Here is an 18466-nt window from a genome sequence, read left to right as displayed (position 1 = left end):
TCGCGGACCGGTCGGGTTCTAACGTTGAACATGTGAACACTCCTGCCCCGCTGACCCAGCGGCGCCTGAACCGGACGGCGAGTTTGACCGCGCAGATCAACGCCGCCCAACGCGCCGCGGAGTCCATGCGGTCCCCGCGGACCCGCCTGCTCGACGATCCCTGGTCACGGCACCTGGTTCGCCATCCCGCGCTGCGCGTGCTGCTGGCCAATCGGTGGCTGGCCGCCGCTGCGGTGCGGGTCTTCGACCGGCAATGGGGCGGGCTGCACGCCCATATCGTGCTGCGGGCCCGCTTCACCGATGACGCGTGTGCGGCGGCGATGCGGGCCGGAATCGACCAGTTGGTGCTGCTGGGCGCTGGGTTCGACACGACCAGCCTGCGCAAGGCGCACGCCTCGGTGCGGATATTCGAGGTCGATGCACCGGCCACTCAGGCCGAGAAGCGGCCCCTGGCCGAACGGCTGCTGCCGTCACCGCGCGCCGGGCATATCGTCTGGGTGCCATGCGATCTCGAGCAGGACCCGCTGGGTGATCGGCTCCTGGCCAGCGGCTTTGACCCTGACCGGCGCAGCCTCGTGGTCTGGTTGGGGGTCAGCATGTACCTCACCCGCCCCGCGATCGGTGCGACCCTGGACGGCCTGGCGACGTTGTGCGCGCCGGGCAGTCAGCTGGTCGCCGACTACATCGATACCGCGGTCGTCGCCGGCGACACCGGATGGGCGGGCGCACGGCGCATCGCGCGAGTCGTCGCCCGACGCGGCGAACCATACCGCAGCGGTTTCACCGCAACCGGCTTCGAAGATCTGCTCGCCCACCACGGATTCACCGTCCGCGACCGCGCCGGGGTCGCGGCCCTGCTGCAGCGCTACGACCCCGCACATGCCAGCGGTCTGGCGGGCGACGACTGGCTCGGCATCGTGCGCGCCGAACGGGTCCCGGCATGACGACCGAATTCGACGCACCTGCCGCCGTATTCGTCGAACAGTTCCGAATCCTGTGGGCCGACCCGAGCGTCGAACGCCTGGACGCGCTGACCCATCCCGATGTCTGCTACGTTCAGCCGCTGCTTCCCGACGTGCGAGGCCGCGAGGCCGCCGGCAGCTACTGGCGGCGAATCTTCACCCTGATACCGGATCTGCGGATCGACGTGGTGAACTCCGCGGTGTCCGCGGACAACGTGGTGTACATCGAGTTTCGGATCGTCGGCACCCTCGGCGGCAAGCCGGTGTCGTGGCCGGCCGTGGACCGCTATGAGCTCGATGAGATCGGACGGGTTCGCCGGCGCGTGTTGTACTGCGATTCAGCCCAGTTGGTTGCCGCGGTGCTTCGGCCGCGCGGGCTGGCAGCGCTGCTGTGGGCAGGTGTTCGCCTGGGCTCGGCCGCGGTTCGGTCGAGGTGGACGGGCCGGTGACGGTCGGCCGCCGCCCTGCCGATGCCGCCGCGTTCGTCGAGTTCGTGCAGGACGCCACCAACGACTATCTGCCCGACGCGGTCCACCAGATCTACGCTCCCGATGCGCGATTGGTGATGATCACCGATGGCGGACGCGAGGAAGCGGTGGGCCTGCCGGCGATTCACGCGGCGTGGACACGGTCGTGCGCGGCGTTTCAGGCGCGCCGGTTCCGGCTGATCAAACGGTTGGTGGCTATCGGCGAGGACACCATTGTCAACGAGTGGTGGGGAGGCCCGGCCGGCCGGCGCGACGGCCGTGGTATCGAGGTGTGGCGGTTCGACGCCCACGCGAAAGTGCGTGACGTGCACGTCTACAGCTTCCTCAAGGTGCGCTCCACGCGTCATCCCGTTCAGGTGTTGCAGCTGCTGATCGGTTCACCGCGGATGGTGTTGGCGTTCGGGCGCGCGGCGCTGCGCCGATCAGCCGGCGGTTGGCCCCGTCGCCGGATCTAGCCGCGCAATCCGGCGATCCCGTCGTCGAGCGCGGCCTCCAGATACGACAGGTCACCGGTGGCGAGCATGATGCCGACCCCGCCCTGGATGCCTGCCAGCAGCGCGGCCGCCGCGCGGCCGGCATCCACGTCGGCAGCGATCTTTGCCCGCTGCTGCATCGAGCGAATGCCGGCGGCGATCGCGCTGTGCCATTGGGCTATCAGCTCGGCGCTCACCGCCTGGGCGCCGGGGGTCGTGCGGCCGATCTCCGACATCAGCACCGCGATCGGACAGTTCTGCCCCTGGCGCCGGTACCGCTCCACCACCACGTCACGCCAGCGCTGCCATGCCGCCCACGAGGTCAGTTGCCCCAGGTGCGGTTGTTGGTCGTCGATCACCAGCTGGGACTCCAACACGGCGACCGCCAGCAGCAGCTGCTCCTTGCCGCCCGGAAAGTAGTGGAAAAGCTGGCTTTTCGATGCCCGGGTGCGGACCAGAATGTCGTCGAGGGTGGTCAGCGCCACGCCGTTCTCCCGGATTTCGGCGGCCGCGCCGTCGATGATCCGCTGCCGGGTGGCCCGTCCCTTCGCCGTCAGTTTCTGGACTTGCGGGTCCAATTCCAGCGGCGCAGCATGTGGACTCATGAGTCCAAATATTACGCAGTTGTCCGGCCGCACAGCACTGGTCACCGGATCCACCGGGGGTCTGGGCGTCGCCGTTGCCCGAACGCTCGCCGCCAGCGGCGCCTTCGTCGTCGTCAGCGGGCGCAACAAGGCGCGCGGCGACGACGTCGTCGCCGAGATCCGCTCCGCCGGCGGCGACGCCACCTTCGTCGGCGCCGACCTGGGCGCCGGGGAGCAGGAGATCCGGCGGGTGGCCGCGGCGGCCACCGAGGCTGCCGGCGGGCGCCTGGACATCCTGGTGAACAATGCGGCCACCCTGCTGATGCCGACGCCCACCACCGAGATCAGCGAGTTGGCGCTGCGTGATGCGTTCACCGTCAACGTCTTCGCACCGTTTCTGTTGACCGGTGTGGTCGCGCCGGTGATGGCCCACGGCGGCGGCGGCGCCATCGTCAACATCGGGTCCATCACCGGGCTGCGCGGAGCCGCCGGCTCGGCGGTCTACAACACGACCAAGGCCGCCATCCATTCGCTGACCAAATCCTGGGCCGATGAGTACGGCCCGTCCGGCGTGCGGGTCAACGCCGTGGCGCCGGGGCCGATCGCCACCGAACGCCAGCAGGAGTACCGCGAACACCTCGCCCCGGTGCTGAACCGGCTGCCGTCGCGGCGGATGAGCACGCCGGAGGAGGTCGCCGACGCGGTGGCGTTCCTGGCCGGTGACGGCGCCGCCAACATTCACGGCGCCATCCTCAGCGTGGACGGCGGCTGGGCGGCGATCTAGCGGCCCCGCACCGGGGAGCCGGTTTCGCCGCGGCGCCGACCGGGTATCGCCATCGGTGCAGCAGCGATTGTCAGCACCCGCGGAGGACAGCCGTGATCCCTTGGCCGAACCGACGATCCGGCCTGCGGCAGATCACCGAGGGGCTCGGCGAGCTCGATTCCGCCGTGTTCGGCGCGATCGCGCACTCGCCGAGCCGCCTGTTGGACACCACGATGCCGGTGCTGACCCGCGCCGCCGACCACTCCAAGCTGTGGCTGGCATTGGCCGCGGCACTGACCGCGTCCGGGCGTCCGTCCGTGCAGCGGGGCGCGGCCCGCGGAGTCGTGAGCCTGGCGGTGACCAGCCTGCTGACCAATCAGCTGGTCAAACGGATCCGGCACCGCGCGCGGCCCAGCTTCGTGTCGGTGCCGCTGGTGCGCCGGGCGCGACGGCTGCCGACATCCAATTCGCTGCCGTCCGGGCATGCCGCCAGTGCTGCGGCGTTCGCCGTCGGCGTCGGGTTGGAGAGTCCGCTGCTGGGCTTGCCGCTCGCCCTGCTTGCCGGCCTCGTCGGGCTGTCCCGGATCGCGACCGGTGTCCACTATCCCGGTGATGTGCTGGCCGGGCTGGGGATCGGTGCGTCGATCGCGGTGCTCGGCGCACGGCAGGTGCCGCCGATCGCACCCGAGGCGCCGGCGCGGGCCGATCCGCTGCGCGTCGATACCCCCGCCCGTCCCGACGGCGCGGGCGTGCGCCTGGTGGTCAACCCCAGATCAGGCGGCGGCCGGGCCGGCGCGGTCGCCGATCAGGTTCGCGGCGCGCTGCCGGCCATCACCGTCGTCGAAGTGCAACCCGACGACGACATACTCGACGTGCTGCGCGACGCCGCCGATGGCGCCGAGGTGCTCGCGGTCGCCGGTGGGGACGGTTCGGTAGCCGCCGCGGCTGCTGTCGCGGTCGAACGCGACCTCCCGTTGGCGGTTTTCCCGGCCGGCACCTTGAACCACTTCGCCAAGGACATCGGTTGCGATACCCCGCAGCGGACGGTCGCCGCCCTAGCGGACGCCAGCCTGTCGCGGGTGGACGTGGTGCGGCTCGATGCGGACACCACCATCATCAACACGTTCAGCATCGGCGCCTACCCGACGTTCGTGCGCATCCGGGAACGGCTGGAGCACAAGATCGGCAAGCCGCTGGCCGGTGCCTACGCCGTGCTGCACGTCCTGCGTCACGAACGTCCGGTGCGGATCAGCTACGACGACAAGACGCTGCAGACCTCGCTGTTCTTTCTCGCGAACTCCACGTACCTGCCGTCCGGGTTCGCTCCGGCGGCACGTCACCGCATGGACGACGGCCTGCTGGACGTTCGGATCCTGGAAACCGGCCGACGCTGGTCCAAGCTGAGGATTTCGACGGCCTTGGCGTTGGGACGATTGGCGGCCAGCCCGCTGTATCACGAACTGCGCGTACCGGAGTTCCGGTTCACCGCCGTCGACGGACCGGTGGCCACGGCCCGCGACGGCGAGGCCTGCCTCCCCTGCCGCACCGCCGAGTTCCGGGTCCGGTATCGGGCGCTGCAGGTGTATCGCCCGCTGCCGCGCGGAGCCGGGCGGCGGTCGTGACATTCGACCTCGCGCCGACTGCGGCGCAACACGATCTGGCCCGACGCACCCACACATTCGCCGAATCCGTGATCCGCCCGGTCGCCCTGGACTACGACCAGCGGCAGGAGTTTCCATGGCCGGTGTTGGAGCAGGCCGCCCAGGACGGCTTCTACAGCCCGCTGTTCTATCGGGATCTCATCGGCGATCCGACGGGTCTGTCGCTGCCGATGTTCATGGAGGAACTGTTCTGGGGCTGCGCGGGCATCGGTTTGGCGATCGTGATGCCGGCGCTGGCGCTGGCGGCGATCGGTCAGGCCGCGTCTCCGGAGCAGATGCTGCAGTGGGCGCCGGAATGCTTCGGCACACCGGGCGATCTCAAGCTCGCGGCGCTGGCGATTTCCGAACCCGAAGGGGGCAGCGACGTCCGCAATCTGCGGACCATCGCACGTCGCGACGGCGACGACTGGCTGATCGACGGGCACAAGATGTGGATCGGCAACGGCGGCATCGCCCATGTGCATGTCGTCAACGCGGTCGTCGACGAGGAGCTGGGGCATCGCGGCCAGGCGTTGTTCATCGTGCCCGGCGGCACACCCGGGCTGACGCTGGTGCGCAAACTCGACAAACTCGGGTGCCGGGCCTCGCACACGGCCGAACTGCGATTCGATGCCGTGCGGATACCGGGGGCCAATCTGCTGGGCGGGGAGGAACGACTCGAACGCAAACTCGCCAAGGCGCGTGAGGTGGTGGCCGGCGGCAAGCATTCCGGCTCAGCGACGTTGGGTACTTTCGAGCAGACCCGACCGATGGTCGCCGCCCAAGCGATCGGCATCGCGCGCGCCGCACTGGAATACGCAACCACGTACGCCACCCAGCGGGAAGCCTTCGGCGCACCGATCATCGAGAATCAGGGTGTCAGCTTTCCGCTGGCAGAGCTGGCGACGCAGATCGATGCCGCGCGGCTGCTGACCTGGCGCGCCTCCTGGATGGCGGCCAACGGCATCTCCTTCGACCGCGGGGAGGGCTCGATGTCGAAGTTGGCCGCCAGCGAGGTCGCGGTGCGCGCCACCGAACGCGCGATTCAGACGTTGGGCGGCTGGGGATATATCACCGACCATCCGGTGGAGAAGTGGTATCGAGACGCCAAGCTGTACACCATCTTCGAAGGCACCAGCGAGATTCAGCGCATCGTTATCGGACAGGCGCTGGGCGCGTCGGAGGGAATGCCCCCGCTGCACATCGAGATCGATCCGTCTGGCGGACCGCTCAATCGATACTTCGGCCGCGGCACCCCGTTACGCACCCGCGCGGCCAGTGCGGCGTTGTCGATGAAGGACCGGATTCCTGAGCCGCTCATGCAGCTGGCGATGAAAGCGCTTCGCCCACCGCGTCGATGACCCCGCCTGCTGCGGTCTAGCCGCCCCCCACCTCGGCCGCCAGCGGCGGGGGCAGCGGCGTCGTGGCCGTCGGTGTGGTGGGCGCCGGCACGGCTGCCGGAGTTGCCGGCTTACCCGGTTGGTGAAACTCCAGCATCGGCTCCCGGCGAACGACCTCTCCGCCATTGCTGATGACCAGCGATCCCGGCGACACCGAGTAGGTGATTCCATCCCGGTCGGCGATGTAGGTGACCCCGCCGGACTGCGACGCGGGGGCGATCAGCTTGGCGCCGTCGCTGACCCGTACGCCGCGGTACTCGTAGCCGCCGTCGGGGGTTTTGCAGATCGCTACCCGCGAGTTGTCGGTGCGCCCGAAGGCGACCGCCAGGTCGGGTGTGCTGCAGCGCGCGGTGGAGTCGATGAACCCGTGGTCGTCGCTGTCGGTGCCCGCGCCGGCGGCGGGCACTCCGATCACCAGCAGCGCCCCGCACACCACCGCGCCGCCGGCCAGGCGGAGCGGGCGTCGTCGCCCAAACACATCTTCCACGACAGCACGCCTGCCGCTTTCGCACGAGGGATGTCGCCGAGCCACCACGCAATCGTTAGGTGTTCGAGACCCGGGTCCGGTTACCCTGGCCCGGTGAGCAGCCAGCAATTGCCCGGCGGGGTGGTGCATACGTTGCCGGCGGATCTGCGGATCGAACTGATCGCCCACAGCACCGCCCTGGCGGCGTGGCACGACATCACACCGCTGGCGCGCAACGAATTCATCTGCTGGGTGGAGGACGCCAAGCAGCAGAAGACGCGCGAGCGTCGTATTCGCCGGACCCGGGAAGAGCTGGAGGACGGCATGCGCCGGCCGTGCTGCTGGCCGGGGTGCAAACACCGCGAGCGCACCGGCCGATAGGTCCGCTCAGCTGCTCGCGGCGGCCACCCGGGCCCGTTCGCGCACCGACGCGACCACGCCCCCGTCGTTGAGGATGTCGGTGCCGGTGAGGTAGCCGGCCTTGCCGCCGACGCAGAACGCGAACAGTTCGGCCATTTCCTCGGGCCTGCCCCACCGCGGCACCGCGGCGTCGGCGACCAACGCTCCGGCGCCGGCCTGCTCTTCGAGCCGACCCATCTCGGTGTCCACCGAACCCGGGGAGACCGAGACGATCCGCAGACCCCGTCCGTTGAACCGCTCGGCCTGAGATGCGCTGTACCACTTGACGAACGCCTTGCTCAGGGCGTAGGCGTAACCCGATCGGGCTTCTTCGGGAGCGCCGTTGCACATCGCCAGCATCGCGGTCATGAATGCGTCGGCGTCGTCGCACGCCATCGGGAACTGCCCGGTCGGAATGATCTCGTCGGGCAGCAGATGCGCGGCCATCGAGGCCACGTTGACGATTGCTGCGCCGTTCCCGCTGCTCGCGTAGAACGCCTCGTTGACGTTGACGGTGCCGATCGCGTTGGTGCGCATGACATATTCGGCGTCACCCATGCTGGGGCTGACCCCCGCCGCGTGGATCACCGAGACCACCGGCCCGAGCCCGGTCGCGGTGTCGAACAGCCGGGTGACGGCGTCGCGATCGGTGACATCGCAGTTGACCAGGGTGGGGCTGATGCCGAGGTCATCGAGCGTGACCTGCGCGGCGTCGAGCCGGTCCTGGCGGACATCGCACAGCACGACGGTGTGCTCCCGCCCGAGGATCGCGGCCGTGGCCAGACCCATGCCGCCCGCGCCGCCCGTGATCACCGATACTGAGGCCATAACTGGACGGTATACGGTTGCGCCGGGATACCGATCGACTGGGTGAGACGAGGGCTGACATGACCGATTTGTCCGGCAAGGTTGCGCTGGTGACGGGCGCCTCGTCCGGCCTGGGCGCGGCGGTCGCGCAGCTGTTCGCGCAACGCGGGGCATCGGTTTTCGGCATCGCGCGTGACCAGGAGCGCCTGGCGACGGTGTTCGCCCACGTGCACGGCGGCCGGTTCGCCGGCACCGACATCACCACCCCGCCAGCCTGCGCGGCGGCGGTGCAGCAGTGCGTCGACCAGTTCGGCCGCCTCGATGTCCTGGTCAACGTGGCCGGGGCCCATCAGATGCGTCACACCGCCGATGTCACCGACGAGGACTGGGCCTACGACCTGGGCGTCAACCTCAACGGGCCGTTCTACCTGTGCCGGGCCGCGCTGCCGCACCTGTTGGCGGCTGCCGGCAACATCGTCAACGTCGCCTCGATCGCCGGAGTCGAGGGCCAGGCGTACTCGGCGAGCTACTGCGCGGCCAAGCACGGGCTGATCGGCCTGACTCGGTCATTGGCCGTCGAATTCACCGCGGAGAAGCTGCGGATCAACGCCGTGTGTCCGGGCGGGATGCTGACCCCGCAGGTGACCAACTTCCAGCTACCCGAGGGCGCCGACGTCAACCTCATCATGCGGGTGGCGTCCCCGCGCGGGATGAGTGACCCCGGTGACGTCGCCGAGGTGATCGCGTTTCTGGCCAGTGACGCCGCGGCCGCGGTGCACGGGGCGGTGTACATGACCGATAACGGCAAGACGGCGGGGTAGGCGGGGCCGAGCCGACCCCGAAGACACGAAATGCCCCGGCGAACCGGGGCATTCGTGTGTTCTTCGGTTACAGCCAGGGGAACAGGTCGCCCAAGTCCAGGCCCAGGAACGCCGTGGGGTCTGCCACATCCGGCGTCAGCCCGAGGTCCAGGGCGCTGAACAGCCCGGAGTTCGTCAGCGCGTCCAGCGACGAGGCCTCCGCCCAGTCCGACATGTCGGTCGGGGTGAACCACGACGCGGCCCAGGAGATGTCGAAGGTGCCGAACGGCGTCTTGAGCATGTCAACGATCGCGCCGTCGTCTCCGGCCGGGTCGTAGTACAGGTTGGTCAGGCCCGGCAGCAGCTGGCTCTGGTCGTAGATGGCGCCGTCGTCACCGACGAACTGGTCGTCGATCCCGCCCCACCAGTTCTGGGTCAGGTAGCTGTCCCCGGTGAGAGCGGCGACCAGATCGCCGTCATCGGTGGTGTAGGCGAAGTCGGACGGCACGCTCCAGGCCAGCGAACCCGAGGTCGGGTCGACGAGTTGCTCGGCGGCGGCGGTGTCATAGACCGGCGACCAGGACCCGGCAGCGGCGTCCGTCGGCAGGCCGAGGTTGAGCGCGCTGTACAGCCCGGCGTTGCCCAGGATTTCATCCGGCGAGGCCGCAGCGACCGCCGAAAGGTCCGCCGGCTTGAACGAGTCCGCCATCGCGGACAGGTCAATGTTGCCGAACGGCGTCTTGAGGATGTCAACGGTCTTCGCGCCCTCAGCGGCGGGGTCGTAGTAGAGGTTGGTGAAGCCGGGCAGCAGCTGGTTCTGGTTGTAGACGTCACCGGCTTCGGTGACGAACTGGTTGTCGTATCCGCCCCACCAGTTCTGGCCGACGTAGTCGGTGCCGCTCAGCGCCGTTCCGTCGGTATTGGTGAAGATCGCGGTCTGCTTCCAGATCTCCGACAACCCGGCCGTGTCCTGCAGCATCGTGCTGTCACCGTAGGTCGGGGTCCACGCGGGGTCCGCGGCGGCCGGGGCGTCTCCGGTGTCCGCGCTGGCTGTTGCTGTGGCCAGGTACGCCGCCGCTACCGCCGCGCCGGCCGCGACGCCTATCGCTACGCGCTTCATGTCGATCTCCTCCCGATGTTCTCGATAGCCACCCAGAAGTAGCTGTGATGAACCTTAACAGAATAAATTGACGTATCGGCAAGGTTTTAGAGTTTTTTGCTTCCGGCGCTCGATTGGTGCGCGCTCCCCGACCTGATGCCCCCAGGCAACACAACAGGTGAACCGGTTTTCCCTGCCGCGGTCGCGTCCGCTTGCCGGCACCGAAGCCGCTGTCCGGGGTCCACCGGTGCGCCGACCCCGCGGGGTGCGAAGGTTAGCTAAGGATTAGAAAGCTAGTCCGGAGAACATGACCCGGTTGGGATCGTATTTCTGCCGGACGGCACCGAGCCGGGAGGTGTTCGGGCCGAAGTACCACGACGGCTGCTGGTTCACCTCGAGGTAGTTCACGTAGCCGCCCACCGAGTACGGCCGCACGGCCTGGTGAGCGGTGTTGAGCCAGTTGGCCGCCTCGGCGGGCGACCCCGACGTCTCGACATACCACTGCACCAGCGCGGATTGCTGCCGCCACGGAAATGCTGATGCACCCGGCGCCACGCCGGCCAGCGCACCGTCGAGGGCGTGCATGATCGCCAGCATCCGGCCGGCACCACGCGGAAAGGCATTGACCGCCGCGGCGATGCCCTGCGCCGCACCGGCGTTGATGATCGGAAACACGTCCGATCCCCCGACGTACCCCAGCGGCGACGGCGTGAGGTTGCCGACGGCCAGATACTTCACCAGATCCAAGTAGTTGAACGTGTGGTTCTCGGCGCCGCTCGGTTGCACCCCGACGGCGGAAATGATGGCGTTCGACACGCTGCCACCTGCCCCCGCGGGGCAGGTCGCCAGAATGCGGCACTGGGTTCCCATCGCGTCAGTGGTGCTGTCCGCCAGCGCCCAGTTGCTGCGGTCCGCGGTGCGCAGCCAGTTCTGCCAGCCGAGCAGCACCTGCGCGAACGCCTGCGCCGGGAAGTTGAGGTTCACCACGTCGACGTCGCTGGTCGGGAAGGTGGCGAAGGTGAGCGAGGTTGTCACCCCGCAGTTTCCGCCGCCGCCGCCGCGCAGCGCCCAGAACAGGTCGGGCTGGCTGCTGGGCGAGGCGGTCACCGCTTGGCCTCCGGGCAGCACCACGGTGGCCGCGGTCAGCGCGTCGCTCATCAGGCCCGCGTGCCGGGAGTGGGCGCCGAGTCCGCCGCCCAGGGCATGGCCGGCGGCCCCGACCGTCGGGCAGGTGCCGGTCGGGATTCCCCGCCCGGCCGCGGCCAGCACCTGATGCAGGTCATAGAGGTCGGTTGCCGGCGTGACGGTCACCTGCCCGGTGGCGTTGTCGTAGTTGATGCCGCCGGGCAGTTGGCGCAGGTCGAGCACCATGGTGCCGTTGGCGGTGGAAGCGCCCACGTAGGAGTGCCCGCCGCTGCGCGGTGCGACCTTGATGTTGTGCGCGGCCGCGAATGCCATCGCCTTCTGCAGGTCAGCCGCTGACGTCGGGACGACGATCGCGGCCGGCGTCGATCCGTTGTAGTTGGTGTTGAAAACCTGCTTGGCCGCGCCGAATTGCGGGCTGTCGGGCTGGATCACCTGACCACCGATGCTGGACGACAGCGCCTGCCACCCGGTGGCAGGCGGATCTGCGCCGGCGCGCACCGACCCGAACAGTGCGCCGCCGGCTAAAGCTCCGGCGGCGCCCCGCAGGAAAGTCTGGCGGGAGATCTCACGAGCCAACGTGGAGTCTCCGCAATCGCGTCATAGCCGGCATTTTCGGCGCCCGGAGAGTGGCTGTCGCGCGACGTGGTGCGGGGATGCCGAAGCGTGCCCGAACCGTTACCGGGCTGTGGGTCCGCAGCAACGGTTCGGGTGCAACGCATTTGGGTCACGCTTGTTTGACGGCCTCGATGCTGAGCGTGATGGTGACCTTGTCCCCGACAACCGCTCCCCCGGTCTCCATGGGAAGGTCGAGGTCGATGCCGAAGTCCTTGCGGTTCACGACGACCGTCGCCTCGTAGCCGGAGACCTCACCGTAGCCCTGTCCGGGGCTCACGCCGTTGAACTCGAGGTTCAGGGTGACGGGCCGGCTGACGCCCTTGATGGTCAAGGTTCCGTCCAGGAGGTAGTCCTCGCCGGCGGGCCGCACCGCGGTCGATGCGAACGTCGCGACCGGATGGTTCGCCGCGTCGAAGAAGTCAGCGGACTTGACGTGGTCGTCGCGCTGCTGGTTGCCGGTGTTCAACGACGTCACGTCGATCTCCGCGGACACCGCCGGGGTGCCGTCCGGAGCAACGGTGATCTGACCGCTGAAGCTCTCGAACTGACCGCGCACCTTACTGACCATCAGGTGACGGACCGAGAAGCCGATCGATGAGTGGGCGGTGTCGATCGCCCAGGTGCCGATGCCAAGCGGGGTGGTTGCCGTGGTCATGTTGGGTGTCCTCCTGTTGTCGGGTTCTCTATTCGGACCTCAGTCCGGTTAAGTACATGCACCAGCGTAGCGCACTGACATGAAATTTCAACATAAAATTTCACGTGTCATTCTTTCCGCTGGTCGTCGATTGTTTCCCTACCGAATCGAGCCTGCCCGGCGGTTACGCTCGGTCTCGTGATTGACGGGTCCGATGCCGACTGGCTCAGTGAGTCCGAGCTGACAGCGTGGCTACCGTTCAGCGCGGTGGTGATGGCCCTGGCGACGGCCCTTGAAACGCAGCTGCGGAGCGACGCCAAGCTGTCGCTGTTCGGCTATTTCGTCCTTGCCGGCCTCAGTGAGGCGCCCGAGCGCACCCTGGCGATGAGCCGCCTGGCGTTGCTGGCCAACGGATCGCTGTCTCGGGCCTCACACGCCGTTTCCGCCCTGGAGAAGCGGGGGTGGGTGACGCGCCAGCCGGACCCCGCCAACGGCCGAATCACCTTGGTCACGCTCACCGACGCCGGCTACGCGAAGGTGCAGGCGGCGGCGCCAGGACACGTTTCGGCCGTGCGCCGTCTGGTGATCGACCCGTTGACGCCCCAGCAGTTGCGCCAACTGGGCCAGGCATCCGATGTCATCCTCGATCAGCTCAACACCACCGGTGAACGCCCGGTGTGGGAGGACCGGGTTCGGCGCGGACGACCCCAGGGATGACGGCCGCTAGACGGCCAGTTTCGGGGCTGATTCCTGCCGCTGCCGCAGCGGGCGCTGGCGCACGATCGTCGGCCACCAGAACCACGGCCCGTAGATCCGCACCAGCGACGGCACGATGAACGATCGCACGATCAACGTGTCCAGCAGCAGGCCGATACACACCGTGGACCCGACCTGGCCGATCGTCCGCAGATCGCTGGCGAGCATCGCCAGCATGGTGAACGCGAACACCAACCCCGCCGACGTCACCACGCCACCGGTGCTGCCCAGGGCTCGGATCAGGCCGGTGTTGAGTCCGGCGTGCAGTTCCTCCTTGAGCCGCGCGATCAGCAGCAGGTTGTAGTCCGATCCGACCGCCACCAGGATGATGAAGGTCAGCGGCAGGATCAGCCAGTGCAGATGCAGGCCGATCAGATGCTGCCAGATCAGCACCGACAACCCGAATGCGCCGGCGTAGGAGAAGGCCACCGTGCCGGGAATCACCAAGGCGGCCACCAGGCTTCGGGTGATGACCAGCATGATCAAGAAGATCAGCACGAACGCGGCGATCGCGGCGATCAGCAGGTCGGACTTCGAGTATTCGTGGATGTCCTTGTTGTTGGACCCCGAACCGCCGATGTAGATCTTCGCGCCGGCCAGCGAGGTCTCCTTGAGCGCGATCTTGATCGCATCGGGGAACAGCTTGACGTGATCGATGCCCTCGGGCCCCATGGCGTTGCCTTCGTGGGTGACGATGAACCGGGCCGCCTTGCCGTCCGGGGACATCATCAGCTCCATTCCGGTCTTGATGTCTTCGTTGTCGAAGGCCGGCCGGGGGATGTAGAAGAAGTCATCGCTGCGGGACGCGTCGAAGTCGTTGCCGACATTGATCATGTCGTCGAAGGTCTGGTCGGTCTGGGTGGATTGCAGATCCGATGACCCGTAACTGTTGACCAACTTCGACTGCAGGGCCTCGGTGTCGTCGGCTGTGGCTTTCAGTTGCGCGATGATTTTCGGGAATGTCTTGTCCACCTCCGCGAGGGAGATCCTGGCGAACTTGATGTCTTCGGCCAAATGGTCGATGTGGTCGATCGTGTCGAACACCGACCGAAACGCGAAACAGATTGGGATGTCGAAGCAGTGCGGCTCCCAGTAGAAGTAGCTCTTGATCGGACGGAAGAAGTCGTCAAGGTTGGAGACTTCCTCATTCATCTCGTTACTGACCCGTTCCAGGTCCTCAACGGTGAGCACCGTCTGGTGCAGTTCGTCGGACACCTTCTGGAAAAAGCCGATCTCCTTGCGTAAAACCTCGACAGAGTGCGCCTGAATGTCGGCTTGCTGGTCGGTATCGGAGTTCTGCTGCCTGTTGAACGGGAGTTGTTGACCGTTGCCGCTGCCCTGTGTGGTGAAGAGGTAGGGCAACGAGGCATGCTCGAGCGCGCGGCCCATCGGTCGGGTGATGCTCTGCACCATCGCAACACCCGGCAGCCGAATGAGCGCTTTGGCCACCCGGTCCAGCGAGATGAAGTCCGCGGAGTTGCGCATGTCGTGGTCCGACTCGACCATCAGCATCTCGGAGAACAGCTTGCTCTTCGCGAAGTGCCGGTCGGCTGCCGCGAAGCCCAGCTTGGCGGGGGCGTCGGCCGGCTGATAGTTGCGGTCGTCGAAGCTCACCTGATAGGTCGGCACGAACACCGCACCCAGCGTCACCAGGGCGGCGCTCGCCGTCAGAATCGGTTTGGGCCAACGCACCACGCTGGTGGCGATCCGCCGGTACAACCGCGCCTTGACCTTCTGCTTGGGGTCGAACAGACCGAACAAGCTGCCGATGCTCAAGATCGCCGGCCCCAGCGTCAACGCTCCCACCACGGTCAGCACCATGCTGATGGCGACGGCCGGACCCATCGTGTTGAAGTAGTTCAGCCGCGCGAAACTCAAACAGAAGGCCGCCCCGGCGATCGTCAGCCCCGAACCGAGGATCACATGCGACACACCGCGATAGGCGGTGTAGAACGCGTCCTCGCGACTTTCACCGTCCAGTCGGGCCTCGTGATAGCGCCCCATCAGGAAGATGCCGTAATCGGTTCCGGCACCCAGGGTCAGCGAGACCACCATGTTCACCGCGAACGACGACAGCTGGATGTAGCCGAAATGGCCGAGGGTGGCGATGACCCCCTTGGCGGCCAGCATCAGGATCAGCACCCCGAACAGCGGCACCAGCATGGTGATGAACGAGCGATACACCACCAGCAACATGAACACGATCAGGAAGATCGTCACGATCGTGATGTTGTTCAGGCTCTTGTTCGCCGTGGCGACGGTGTCGGCGGCCAGGGGCGCGGCACCGCTGACATAGACCTTGAGTCCCGGCGGCGGGTTGGAGTCTGCGACGGCCTGCCGAACCGCCGCGACCGAGTCGTTCGCCTGAATCTGTCCGATATCGCCGGCCAAGCGCAACAGCACGTAGGCGGCCTTGCCGTCGAGGCTCTGGGCGCCGGCTGCGGTGATCGCCTTACCCCAGGTGTCCATGACGTACTGGACATGCTCGGTGTCGGCTTTGAGTTTGCGCACCAGGTCGTCGTAGTACGCATGGTCCTGGCCATCCAGCGGCCGGTTGGCCTCCAACACCAGCATGGTCATGCTGGTCGAGTCCGACTCCTGGAATTTCTCACCGATGGCCAGCATCGCGGCCTGGGACGGCGCATAGGTCGGGACCATCGGCCCGGCAAGCTCTTCGGCGACCCGCTCCACCTGCGGCACAAAGGTATTGGTTGCGATGGCCAACAGACCCCAGCAGATCAGGATCGGGACCGCCAGGACGCGGATTGCGCGCGCGAAAAAGGGCCGGTTGGCCTGGTGCGCGCTCATGCGGACTTCACCCGGCAGGTGACGTCGGCATCGGGATGGGCGTTGGTTTGCTCATCGCGGACCACGTCGTCGACCAGGATCCGACAGCCGACCTGGTCACCGCCCACGTGTACCGAGATGCTGCCAGATACCACGGAAAGCACCGTCGTCTCGTCGTGCGCCCAGGGCAGCGACTCCACCTCGACCGTGTGCGGATGCCCGTCGATATCGATGTAGGACAGCAGCCCGCCGTCCCCGACGTCGCCGAACACCTGGTAGGTGAGCTTCTTGGTATTGAATTCCGGCGGTGCCTGGGGCGGGTTGACGGTCAGAACCGGTCCGGGAGCCGACATTTCGTGAACTTTCCACATGCACAGTGCACCCAGGCTCAGCGCGACGACGGCGACCATCGGCAGCCAGACGCGGGCCAGGACCGACCTGCCGGACGGGCGGGTACTCATGCATCAACCTGGTTGAGACGCAGGGGGCCTGCGGTGGCCCGGCGGCGTTGGGCGAACACGTCGCTCCTTTACGGTAAGTCGGACGGTGTCAGACGGACGCGGCTTTCGGGAGGCGCCCCTTCAGCTTGACGATCCGCAGGATCTGGGTAGTCACGTTGAAGGACCCCAACATTGGGATCACCCCGAGAAATGTGCGCTCGGACGGGGTGGCGCCGTGGAGTTGCTCGAGGCTGCCCAGGACGTAGAAGCAGCCCAGTGAGAAGATCGCGGCGGGAATGCAGAATGCCAGCGGTGACCGCAGTTCGGTGATGATCCGGGTGGCGAACTCCAGTTCTTCGTTGGACATCGGCTCGCGCTTGCGCACTTTGGCCAGCACCGCCCGTCGGGCCCCGATGCCTTCGCTGATCGGCATGGGCGCGCGGTGGCGCAGCCGGCGGGTGTAGAAGAACACACCGGCGCCGAACGTCAGCAGTGCCACGAAGGCGACCGCGGCGAGCAGACCGAACAGGCGCCAGTTGGTGCCGAACATGTCCCAGCTCATGCCCGGGTTCCTGGTGCTGAGCGATGCGGGCTTTCCATCTATCCCCCTTCGCCCTGGTCGACCGGCCGATCGTTGATGCTATCGGGTCTGATAATGAGACGTCAACATCTCATATTTGGGCGCTGCTGTCGGTATCATCGCCGTATGGCCGTTGAATCCCAGGAGCTCACGGGTGTGCAATCGCGCACCCGTGCTGCGATCCTCGACGCGACGGCATCGGTCCTCGCCCGCGACCGCACCGCCACCCTGCCGCAGATCGCCGCGGCAGCCCAGGTTGCGCGCTCCACCCTGCACCGCTATTTCGTCGACCGTGACCGGCTGATCTACGAAACCACCTTGGATTCGATTCGTGTGATCGATGACATCAAGGCGGCGGCGGCGCTCGACGAGGGGCCGGCGATCGAAGCGATGCGGCGCCTGATCAGCGCCCTGGTGCCCGCGGGGGATCGGATCGTTTTCCTGTTCGCCGATCCGGCTGTACTGCGCGATATTCCGGACAGTGAGCTGCCTAACCGCGCGCCGATCCGGGCGCTGATCGCCCGCGGCCAGAAGGAGGGCGCCTTCTCTGGCGAGCTCAGCGCGGACTGGATCGAGATCGCGCTTTTCGGCCTGCTCATCCGGGGCTGCCGGGAAGCGGCCTACGGTGTGGTGCCGCGCCACAGCATCGTCACGTCGATCGTTCGGATCTTCGAGCGCGGCGTCACGCCGGAGTGACGCGTGCCCTAATCTGTCCGCGTGGATATCAACGGAGCTAGCGCGATCGTCACCGGTGGCGCGTCAGGAATCGGTGCGGCAACTGCGCGTCAGTTGGCCGACAAGGGTGCCCGGGTCGTCGTTGCCGACCTGCAGGCGGACAAGGGTGAGGCGCTCGCCCACGAGATCGGCGGGGTGTTCGTCACCGTCGACGTGACCAATACCGACCAGATCATCGACGCCGTCAAGACCGCGGCGGACCTCGGCCCGCTGCGCGCGCTGGTGAACTCGGCCGGCGTCGGCTGGGCTCAGCGCACCATCGGCAAGGACGGCGAGTTCGAGTCGGCGCACAACCTGGACCTGTACAAGAAGGTGCTGAACATCAACCTGGTCGGCACCTTCGACTGCATCCGCATCGCGGCCACCCAGATGAGCAAGAACGAGCTGACCGACACCGGTGAGCGCGGCGCCATCGTCAACATGACCAGCGTCGCGGCGTTCGACGGGCAGATCGGCCAGGCCGCCTACTCGTCGTCCAAGGGTGGCGTCGTCGGGCTGACGCTGCCGGTGGCCCGTGACCTGTCCGCGGTGGGCATCCGGGTCAACACGGTCGCCCCGGGTCTGATCGACACCCCGATCTACGGCGAGGGTGAGGCGTCTGAGGCGTTCAAGGCCAAGCTCGGTGAGTCCGTGCTGTTCCCGCACCGGCTCGGCAAGCCTGAGGAGCTCGCGTCGATGGTGGTCGAGTTGCTCACCAACTCCTACATGAACGCCGAGGTCGTGCGGGTGGACGGCGGCATCCGGATGCCTCCGAAGTAGTTCTTTTTCCAGTCAGGAGGCCCTCGCCGGGTAGCGGGGGCCTCCTGCTGTACTGCCCCCGCACATTGCGGCGTCGGCGTAGCCGGGCGAGCCGTGAGGGTCAACCCTTCGTGACCGGGTTTGTGGATGAATG

At 67.4% G+C, this 18466-nt stretch carries 20 protein-coding genes; 11 read left to right on the top strand and 9 right to left on the bottom strand.

Annotated features, from left to right (window positions below):
• Positions 1 to 50: 50 nt before the first annotated feature.
• The 3 genes from AC5Y36_RS20780 to AC5Y36_RS20770 are packed head-to-tail and all read left to right on the top strand — an operon-like array spanning position 51 to position 1905.
• Positions 51 to 944: a class I SAM-dependent methyltransferase gene (locus tag AC5Y36_RS20780; RefSeq protein ID WP_500042889.1), complete on the top strand. Its 894-nt coding sequence runs from the start codon at positions 51 to 53 to the stop codon at positions 942 to 944.
• Positions 941 to 1411, top strand: a complete 471-nt coding sequence (locus AC5Y36_RS20775) for a nuclear transport factor 2 family protein (protein WP_500042850.1) — start codon at positions 941 to 943, stop codon at positions 1409 to 1411. Before AC5Y36_RS20780 ends, AC5Y36_RS20775 begins: the two co-directional genes overlap by 4 nt.
• Positions 1408 to 1905, top strand: a complete 498-nt coding sequence (locus tag AC5Y36_RS20770; RefSeq protein WP_500042849.1) for a nuclear transport factor 2 family protein — start codon at positions 1408 to 1410, stop codon at positions 1903 to 1905. The genes AC5Y36_RS20775 and AC5Y36_RS20770 overlap by 4 nt, the downstream gene beginning before the upstream one ends.
• Here AC5Y36_RS20770 and AC5Y36_RS20765 read toward each other — a convergent pair.
• On the bottom strand, positions 1902 to 2528 hold the full coding sequence (locus tag AC5Y36_RS20765) for a TetR/AcrR family transcriptional regulator (protein WP_500042848.1): 627 nt from the start codon (positions 2526 to 2528) through the stop codon (positions 1902 to 1904). The two genes, AC5Y36_RS20770 and AC5Y36_RS20765, sit on opposite strands and share 4 nt — an antisense overlap.
• Between AC5Y36_RS20765 and AC5Y36_RS20760 the strand changes: the two genes are divergently transcribed.
• From AC5Y36_RS20760 to AC5Y36_RS20750, 3 genes are all read left to right on the top strand, one after another.
• Complete coding sequence (locus AC5Y36_RS20760) at positions 2527 to 3291, top strand: SDR family NAD(P)-dependent oxidoreductase (RefSeq protein WP_500042847.1); 765 nt, start codon at positions 2527 to 2529, stop codon at positions 3289 to 3291. The genes AC5Y36_RS20765 and AC5Y36_RS20760 overlap by 2 nt on opposite strands.
• Before the next feature lie 92 nt (positions 3292 to 3383).
• On the top strand, positions 3384 to 4892 hold the full coding sequence (locus tag AC5Y36_RS20755; RefSeq protein ID WP_500042846.1) for a bifunctional phosphatase PAP2/diacylglycerol kinase family protein: 1509 nt from the start codon (positions 3384 to 3386) through the stop codon (positions 4890 to 4892).
• On the top strand, positions 4889 to 6271 hold the full coding sequence (locus AC5Y36_RS20750) for an acyl-CoA dehydrogenase family protein (protein WP_500042845.1): 1383 nt from the start codon (positions 4889 to 4891) through the stop codon (positions 6269 to 6271). Before AC5Y36_RS20755 ends, AC5Y36_RS20750 begins: the two co-directional genes overlap by 4 nt.
• 16 nt (positions 6272 to 6287) lie before the next feature.
• Here AC5Y36_RS20750 and AC5Y36_RS20745 read toward each other — a convergent pair whose 3' ends face one another.
• Positions 6288 to 6797 carry a hypothetical protein gene (locus tag AC5Y36_RS20745; protein WP_500042844.1) on the bottom strand — a complete coding sequence of 170 codons (510 nt, stop codon included), beginning with the start codon at positions 6795 to 6797 and terminating at the stop codon, positions 6288 to 6290.
• Between the two features lie 93 nt (positions 6798 to 6890).
• Here AC5Y36_RS20745 and AC5Y36_RS20740 point away from each other — a divergent pair, with 93 nt between their 5' ends.
• Complete coding sequence (locus tag AC5Y36_RS20740) at positions 6891 to 7157, top strand: YdeI/OmpD-associated family protein (protein ID WP_500042843.1); 267 nt, start codon at positions 6891 to 6893, stop codon at positions 7155 to 7157.
• Between the two features lie 6 nt (positions 7158 to 7163).
• Here the strand turns inward: AC5Y36_RS20740 and AC5Y36_RS20735 are convergent, their stop codons facing one another.
• Positions 7164 to 8003 (bottom strand): SDR family oxidoreductase, encoded by an 840-nt coding sequence (locus AC5Y36_RS20735; protein WP_500042842.1) that lies wholly within the window; start codon positions 8001 to 8003, stop codon positions 7164 to 7166.
• A gap of 59 nt (positions 8004 to 8062) precedes the next feature.
• Between AC5Y36_RS20735 and AC5Y36_RS20730 the strand changes: the two genes are divergently transcribed.
• Positions 8063 to 8803 (top strand): SDR family NAD(P)-dependent oxidoreductase, encoded by a 741-nt coding sequence (locus tag AC5Y36_RS20730; RefSeq protein WP_500042841.1) that lies wholly within the window; start codon positions 8063 to 8065, stop codon positions 8801 to 8803.
• A gap of 67 nt (positions 8804 to 8870) precedes the next feature.
• On the opposite strand, the gene AC5Y36_RS20725 is transcribed toward AC5Y36_RS20730, so the two are convergent.
• The 3 genes from AC5Y36_RS20725 to AC5Y36_RS20715 all read right to left on the bottom strand — a co-directional run bounded on the left by AC5Y36_RS20725 (position 8871) and on the right by AC5Y36_RS20715 (position 12297).
• Positions 8871 to 9902, bottom strand: a complete 1032-nt coding sequence (locus AC5Y36_RS20725) for a hypothetical protein (protein ID WP_500042840.1) — start codon at positions 9900 to 9902, stop codon at positions 8871 to 8873.
• A gap of 264 nt (positions 9903 to 10166) precedes the next feature.
• Positions 10167 to 11603: an FAD-dependent oxidoreductase gene (locus AC5Y36_RS20720; RefSeq protein WP_500042839.1), complete on the bottom strand. Its 1437-nt coding sequence runs from the start codon at positions 11601 to 11603 to the stop codon at positions 10167 to 10169.
• Between the two features lie 148 nt (positions 11604 to 11751).
• Positions 11752 to 12297, bottom strand: coding sequence for a YceI family protein (locus AC5Y36_RS20715; RefSeq protein ID WP_500042838.1), 546 nt, complete (start codon positions 12295 to 12297; stop codon positions 11752 to 11754).
• A gap of 177 nt (positions 12298 to 12474) precedes the next feature.
• On the opposite strand from AC5Y36_RS20715, the gene AC5Y36_RS20710 reads away from it, so the two are divergent.
• A complete protein-coding gene (locus AC5Y36_RS20710) occupies positions 12475 to 12993 on the top strand; it encodes a MarR family winged helix-turn-helix transcriptional regulator (protein ID WP_500042837.1) in 519 nt (172 codons plus the stop codon).
• A gap of 6 nt (positions 12994 to 12999) precedes the next feature.
• Here AC5Y36_RS20710 and AC5Y36_RS20705 read toward each other — a convergent pair whose 3' ends face one another.
• The 3 genes from AC5Y36_RS20705 to AC5Y36_RS20695 all read right to left on the bottom strand — a co-directional run bounded on the left by AC5Y36_RS20705 (position 13000) and on the right by AC5Y36_RS20695 (position 16821).
• Entirely contained in the window at positions 13000 to 15840 is a 2841-nt protein-coding gene (locus AC5Y36_RS20705; RefSeq protein WP_500042836.1) for an MMPL/RND family transporter, read from the bottom strand.
• Entirely contained in the window at positions 15837 to 16280 is a 444-nt protein-coding gene (locus tag AC5Y36_RS20700) for an MmpS family transport accessory protein (protein WP_500042835.1), read from the bottom strand. The genes AC5Y36_RS20705 and AC5Y36_RS20700 overlap by 4 nt, the downstream gene beginning before the upstream one ends.
• An 88-nt stretch (positions 16281 to 16368) precedes the next feature.
• Entirely contained in the window at positions 16369 to 16821 is a 453-nt protein-coding gene (locus tag AC5Y36_RS20695; protein WP_500042834.1) for a hypothetical protein, read from the bottom strand.
• A gap of 144 nt (positions 16822 to 16965) precedes the next feature.
• On the opposite strand from AC5Y36_RS20695, the gene AC5Y36_RS20690 reads away from it, so the two are divergent.
• Entirely contained in the window at positions 16966 to 17535 is a 570-nt protein-coding gene (locus AC5Y36_RS20690) for a TetR/AcrR family transcriptional regulator (RefSeq protein WP_500042833.1), read from the top strand.
• Positions 17536 to 17556: 21 nt separating this feature from the next.
• The gene (locus AC5Y36_RS20685) at positions 17557 to 18333 is read left to right on the top strand and encodes an SDR family NAD(P)-dependent oxidoreductase (RefSeq protein WP_500042832.1); all 777 of its coding nucleotides are present in this window, start codon (positions 17557 to 17559) and stop codon (positions 18331 to 18333) included.
• Positions 18334 to 18466 lie beyond the last annotated feature (133 nt).

The sequence above is a fragment of the Mycobacterium sp. NGS50 genome (assembly GCF_059812545.1).
Note: the sequence above shows the minus strand (reverse complement) of the source record. Positions and strands in the feature narration are given on the sequence as shown.

Bases quoted from the DNA above. Each gene is read 5' to 3' on its own strand.
- AC5Y36_RS20700 (WP_500042835.1), bottom strand. From the start codon at position 16,280: ATGAGTACCCGCCCGTCCGGCAGGTCGGTCCTGGCCCGCGTCTGGCTG.
- AC5Y36_RS20760 (WP_500042847.1), top strand. From the start codon at position 2,527: ATGAGTCCAAATATTACGCAGTTGTCCGGCCGCACAGCACTGGTCACC.
- AC5Y36_RS20735 (WP_500042842.1), bottom strand. From the start codon at position 8,003: ATGGCCTCAGTATCGGTGATCACGGGCGGCGCGGGCGGCATGGGTCTG.
- AC5Y36_RS20695 (WP_500042834.1), bottom strand. From the start codon at position 16,821: ATGAGCTGGGACATGTTCGGCACCAACTGGCGCCTGTTCGGTCTGCTC.
- AC5Y36_RS20715 (WP_500042838.1), bottom strand. From the start codon at position 12,297: ATGACCACGGCAACCACCCCGCTTGGCATCGGCACCTGGGCGATCGAC.
- AC5Y36_RS20705 (WP_500042836.1), bottom strand. From the start codon at position 15,840: ATGAGCGCGCACCAGGCCAACCGGCCCTTTTTCGCGCGCGCAATCCGC.
- AC5Y36_RS20765 (WP_500042848.1), bottom strand. From the start codon at position 2,528: ATGAGTCCACATGCTGCGCCGCTGGAATTGGACCCGCAAGTCCAGAAA.
- AC5Y36_RS20775 (WP_500042850.1), top strand. From the start codon at position 941: ATGACGACCGAATTCGACGCACCTGCCGCCGTATTCGTCGAACAGTTC.
- AC5Y36_RS20690 (WP_500042833.1), top strand. From the start codon at position 16,966: ATGGCCGTTGAATCCCAGGAGCTCACGGGTGTGCAATCGCGCACCCGT.
- AC5Y36_RS20725 (WP_500042840.1), bottom strand. From the start codon at position 9,902: ATGAAGCGCGTAGCGATAGGCGTCGCGGCCGGCGCGGCGGTAGCGGCG.
- AC5Y36_RS20730 (WP_500042841.1), top strand. From the start codon at position 8,063: ATGACCGATTTGTCCGGCAAGGTTGCGCTGGTGACGGGCGCCTCGTCC.